At 72.0% G+C, this 5,054-nt stretch carries 4 protein-coding genes; 2 read left to right on the top strand and 2 right to left on the bottom strand.

Translation table 11 applies throughout. The features are described 5' to 3' along the window. Nucleotides 1-165: 165 nt before the first annotated feature. Both treS and H5J29_RS20555 read left to right on the top strand, forming a co-directional pair. Nucleotides 166-1,890, top strand: a complete 1,725-nt coding sequence (treS, locus tag H5J29_RS20560; RefSeq protein WP_181782683.1) for a maltose alpha-D-glucosyltransferase — start codon at nt 166-168, stop codon at nt 1,888-1,890. Next, complete coding sequence (locus H5J29_RS20555) at nt 1,887-3,308, top strand: maltokinase N-terminal cap-like domain-containing protein (protein WP_181782682.1); 1,422 nt, start codon at nt 1,887-1,889, stop codon at nt 3,306-3,308. Before treS ends, H5J29_RS20555 begins: the two co-directional genes overlap by 4 nt. Nucleotides 3,309-3,536: 228 nt before the next feature. On the opposite strand, the gene H5J29_RS20550 is transcribed toward H5J29_RS20555, so the two are convergent. Next, nucleotides 3,537-4,112, bottom strand: a complete 576-nt coding sequence (locus H5J29_RS20550) for a TetR/AcrR family transcriptional regulator (RefSeq protein WP_181782681.1) — start codon at nt 4,110-4,112, stop codon at nt 3,537-3,539. Nucleotides 4,113-4,137: 25 nt separating this feature from the next. Continuing rightward, entirely contained in the window at nt 4,138-4,890 is a 753-nt protein-coding gene (locus H5J29_RS20545; RefSeq protein WP_181782680.1) for a hypothetical protein, read from the bottom strand. Nucleotides 4,891-5,054: the final 164 nt, after the last annotated feature.

Below are 5,054 nucleotides of genomic sequence, written 5' to 3'. Positions count from 1 at the left end.
GCGGGAGGCCCGGGCGCTGAAGGAGCGGATCACGGCCCTGAGCGAGCGCACCGGCCCGGTGCCGCAGGCGCTGCGCAAGGCGGTCGACTCCGCGAACGCCGCGGCGACCGGCTGATCGCGCTCCGCGCTGACGATCCGGCCGTGGGCGGATAGAGTTCTGAAGCGATGAGCGAGACGAGCGAGCACTTCGTCGAGGAACCCGGGTCCGAGGATTTCGGCCACGCTCGTGCGCTCGAAGTGGATCCCGAGTGGTTCAAGTCGGCGGTCTTCTACGAGGTGCTGGTCCGGGCGTTCAACGACTCCAACCGGGACGGTTTCGGCGACCTGCGCGGGCTGACCGAGAAGCTGGACTACATCCAGTGGCTCGGCGTGGACTGCCTCTGGCTGCCGCCCTTCTACGACTCCCCGCTGCGCGACGGCGGGTACGACATCCGGGACTTCCGTGCGGTCCTGCCGGAGTTCGGCACGGTCGACGACTTCGTCACGCTGCTCGACGAGGCGCACAAGCGGGGCATCCGGGTCATCACCGACCTGGTCATGAACCACTGCTCGGACCAGCACCCCTGGTTCGAGGAGTCCCGGCGCAACCCGGAGGGCCCCTACGGGGACTTCTTCGTGTGGTCGGACGACGACACCCGCTACGCCGACGCGCGGATCATCTTCGTCGACACCGAGACGTCGAACTGGACCTACGACCCGGTCCGCGGGCAGTTCTACTGGCACCGCTTCTTCTCCCACCAGCCGGACCTGAACTACGACAACCCGGCCGTGCAGGAGGCGATGATCGACGTCCTGCGCTTCTGGCTGGACCTCGGCATCGACGGCTTCCGGCTCGACGCCGTGCCCTACCTGTACGAGCGCGAGGGCACGAACTGCGAGAACCTCACCGAGACCCACGCCTTCCTCAAGCGCTGCCGCAAGGTGCTCGACGACGAGTACCCCGGCCGGGTCATGCTCGCCGAGGCCAACCAGTGGCCGTCGGACGTGGTGGAGTACTTCGGGGACGCGCAGGTCGGCGGCGACGAGTGCCACATGGCCTTCCACTTCCCGCTGATGCCGCGGATCTTCATGGCCGTCCGGCGGGAGAACCGCTTCCCGATCTCGGAGATCCTGGCCCAGACGCCCGCGATCCCCTCCGGCGCCCAGTGGGGCATCTTCCTGCGCAACCACGACGAGCTCACCCTCGAGATGGTCAGCGACGAGGAACGCGACTACATGTACGCGGAGTACGCCAAGGACCCGCGGATGAAGGCCAACATCGGCATCCGACGGCGGCTGGCCCCGCTGCTGGAGAACGACCGCAACCAGCTGGAGCTGTTCACCGCGCTCCTGCTCTCGCTGCCCGGCTCCCCCGTCCTGTACTACGGGGACGAGATCGGCATGGGGGACAACATCTGGCTGGGCGACCGGGACGCCGTCCGCAGCCCGATGCAGTGGACCCCGGACCGCAACGCCGGGTTCTCGCTGTGCGACCCGGGCAGGCTCTACCTGCCGATCGTCATGGACCCGGTGTACGGCTACCAGGCGGTGAACGTCGAGGCGCAGTCGAACTCGTCGACCTCGCTGCTGCACTGGAACCGCCACATGATCGAGGTTCGCAAGCGGCACACCGCCTTCGGCCTCGGCGACTACCACGAGCTGGGCGGGTCGAACCCGTCGGTGCTCGCCTACACGCGCACGGACGGGGACGACACCGTGCTGTGCGTCAACAACATGAGCCGGTTCCCACAGCCCGTCGAGCTGGACCTGTCCTCGTGGGAGGGCTACGTGCCCCACGAGCTGACCGGCGGCGTGCCGTTCCCCCGGATCGGTCAGCTGCCCTTCCTGCTGACGCTGCCCGGACACGGCTTCTACTGGTTCGAGATCCGACCCGCGGAGGACGATGCATGACGGCACTCGCCGAGGAGTTGCCCGCCCACCTGCCCGACTACCTGGCCCGGCAGCGCTGGTTCCCGGCCAAGGGCAGGCCCGTGGTGTCCGTCGGCGTGGCAGGCGAGACGTCGCTGATCGGTGAGGGCGACCTGCTCCTCGACCTGTGCCTGCTGCGCGTGGACTTCGCGGACGCCGAGCTCCCCGAGCACTACCAGGTGCTGGTGGGGCGGCGGCACCATCTCGGGTCGGAGCTGGAGTACGCGACCATCGGCGCCGTGGGCGACCGCATCGCCTACGACGCGATGTGGGACCACGATGCCACCGCGTTCCTGTTGCAGGCCATCCGGTCCGGCTCGCAGTACGGGGACGTGCGGTTCGTGGCCGAGCCGGGTGTCTCGCTCCCGACGTCCGGGGTGGGGCGGCTGCTCGGGGTGGAGCAGTCGAACACCTCCGTCGCCTACGGCGAGAAGAGCATCTTCAAGCTGTTCCGCAAGGTCAGCCCCGGGCTGAACCCGGACCTCGAGCTGCACCGCGCGCTGCGGTCGGTCGGCAGCGAGCAGGTCGCGTCGCTGCAGGGTGCGGTGGAGGGCACGCTCGACGGCGAGCCCGCCACGCTGGGCATGCTGCAGGACTTCGCGTCGAACTCGGCCGAGGGCTGGGCGATGGCGCTGACCAGTGTCCGGGACCTGTTCGCCGAGGCGGACCTCTACGCCAACGAGGTCGGCGGCGACTTCGCGGGCGAGGCCCGGCGGCTCGGTGAGACCGTCGCGGTGGTGCACAAGGAGCTGGCCGAGGCCCTCGGCACCGGCACCCGGTCGGCGGACGAGCTGCGCGAGGCCCTGCTGGCCAGGCTGGACGGCGCGGTGGCCCAGGTCCCGGAGCTGGCCGAGCACGCCGCGGGCGTCCGCGCGGTCTACGCGGCGCTCGAGGGCGAGATCCCGAGCCAGCGCGTGCACGGCGACCTACACCTCGGCCAGACCCTCCGCACGCCGCGGGGCTGGCTGCTGATCGACTTCGAGGGCGAGCCCGCCACCCCGCTGCCCGACCGGCGTCGCATGGACTCGCCGCTGCGGGACGTCGCGGGGATGCTCCGCTCCTTCGACTACGCCGTGTACCACCAGGCGGCGCTCGGCGAGTACGCGGACGAGCACGAGGAACAGCAGGTCTACCGGCGCGCCGACGAGTGGGCCATCCGCAACCGCTCGGCGTTCTGCGACGGCTACGCCTTCGGGTCCGGCCTCGACCCCCGCTCCCAGGCCGCGGTCCTGCGGGCCTTCGAGCTGGACAAGGCGGTCTACGAGGTCCTGTACGAGACCCGCTCCCGCCCCACCTGGGCGATCATCCCGCTCTCCTCCATCGCGCGCCTCGTCGCGGAGACGGCCGAGAAGGGCGTCGACTCGGTGGCCACGGAGTCGGACCCCCACATCTCGCTGTAGCGGGGCACGCCGGCAGCGTGCGGGTGGCGCGCTTTTCAAGATCGCACGTTTCGTGCTGTCAGCGCGGCAAGATCGCTGGTTGGGTGTCAACACTGCTGTCACGGCAGCGCTGTGTGCACGTCACCGGCGATCTTGAGAGCGCGGCCGATCCGAAGCGGCGGCCCCGGCCATGATCACCGGTCGCGCGGCCGACACGATGCGCCGCTGCGGTCCTGGGCTGGGCCGGGCTCAGGGGTGCGGCTCCAGCATCCGCAGGACGGCGGCGTCGAGGACCTCGCCCGCCGACTCGAGGTCGTAGGACGAGTCGTTCAGCCATTCGCCGACCAGGCCGTCGAGGGCCCCGTTGACGAGGACGGCGTAGGTGCGGGGGTCACCGTCGCGGAAGGTGCCTGCCTCCTGGCCCGCGACGATCATGCTCGCGACGTTCTGCGAGCGGCTCGGGTCGGCGGGGTCCGCGCCGCCCCCCGCCGAGGCCTCCGCGAGGACGCGCACGTGGCTGCGGTGGGCGCGCAGGTGGGTGCGGAAACCGCGCAGGTAGGCCAGCAGCATGGCCCGGGGGTCGGGGCCCGCGGCGTCGACCGCTCCCCCGACCTCGGCGACCAGCGCGGTGAGCACGTGGCCCACCGTCTCCGCGAGCACCTCCTCCTTGTTCGCGAAGTGGTAGAGCACCGCGGCCTTGGAGATCCCCGCGCGGCGGGCGATGGCGGACAGCGAGGCGGCGGCGAAGCCCTCCGCGGCGACCAGGTCGATCGTGCACTCCACGATCTGGCGGCGTCGGGCCTCCTCGACGAACGTTCGGCTCACCGGCCCAGCCTCACACGGGCCCGCCTCACACGTCCCGGCGCCCGGTCGTCCACGTGGCCACCGCGACGGCGAGCAGCACCCAGCCCACCAGCGACAGCGCCGCGGGCGCGGCGGCGAGGTACTCGGCGTCGCCCGGCGTGGACACGCCCGCGAGCCCGTGCACGGCGGCGGCGGGCAGGACGACCTTGAGCGCGGCGAGGCCCGGCACCCAGTCCAGCACCGTCGGGAGCACCAGGAACCCGAGCCCGACGAGGATGCCGCCGCCCGTGCTGCGCAGCACCAGCGCTCCCGCGAGGGCGAGCACGCCGTAGAGGACGGGTGCGGCGACCGCGCCGAGGGCGAGCCGCACCCCCGTCAGCGGCGCCGCAGGCAGCCCGACGACGACGGGCGCCAGCACCCCGATCGCCACGCAGCCCACGGCCGCCGACAGCCCCGCGGCGAGGGCCGCACCGACGACCACCGCCGCCTTGGCCCGCACCACCCGGCCCCGGCGGGGGACGAGGGTGTAGGTCGGCTGGGCGAGCCCGGTGGCCAGGTCCGTGCCGCCGGTCAGGGCACCCAGCACGATCAGGGCGATGGCCGCGACGTCCACGCCCAGGACGGCGGCGGAGACCAGATCGGCGGCGGGCGTCTCGGCGAGGGTGCGGCCGGTGGTGACGGGCAGGCCGGCCAGGAACAGCACAGCGGTCAGCCAGGCGAGGACACCTCCCGCGAGGACCAGCCGGGGGCCGGTGGGCACGGTCCGGAACTTCAGGGACTCCGCGGCGAGGGCGGTCATCGGGCACCTCCGGTGGACGCGGCGGTCGGAGCTCGGCTCGGGTCGCGGGTCGGGGCTTCGGTGAGGGCCAGGAAGGACTCCTCGAGCCGTGCCTCCTGCAGGACGAGCTCACTGACGGCGATCCCCGCGCCGAGGGCGACCCGGCCGACCTCCGCGGGAGCGAG

The organism is Pseudonocardia pini, from assembly GCF_013870575.1.
GTDB lineage: Bacteria > Actinomycetota > Actinomycetes > Mycobacteriales > Pseudonocardiaceae > Pseudonocardia > Pseudonocardia pini.
Note: the sequence above shows the minus strand (reverse complement) of the source record. Positions and strands in the feature narration are given on the sequence as shown.

What these genes read in the sequence shown, in the direction of transcription:
- treS (WP_181782683.1), top strand. Translation starts at nt 166, where the DNA reads ATGAGCGAGACGAGCGAGCACTTCGTCGAGGAACCCGGGTCCGAGGAT.
- H5J29_RS20555 (WP_181782682.1), top strand. Translation starts at nt 1,887, where the DNA reads ATGACGGCACTCGCCGAGGAGTTGCCCGCCCACCTGCCCGACTACCTG.
- H5J29_RS20545 (WP_181782680.1), bottom strand. Translation starts at nt 4,890, where the DNA reads ATGACCGCCCTCGCCGCGGAGTCCCTGAAGTTCCGGACCGTGCCCACC.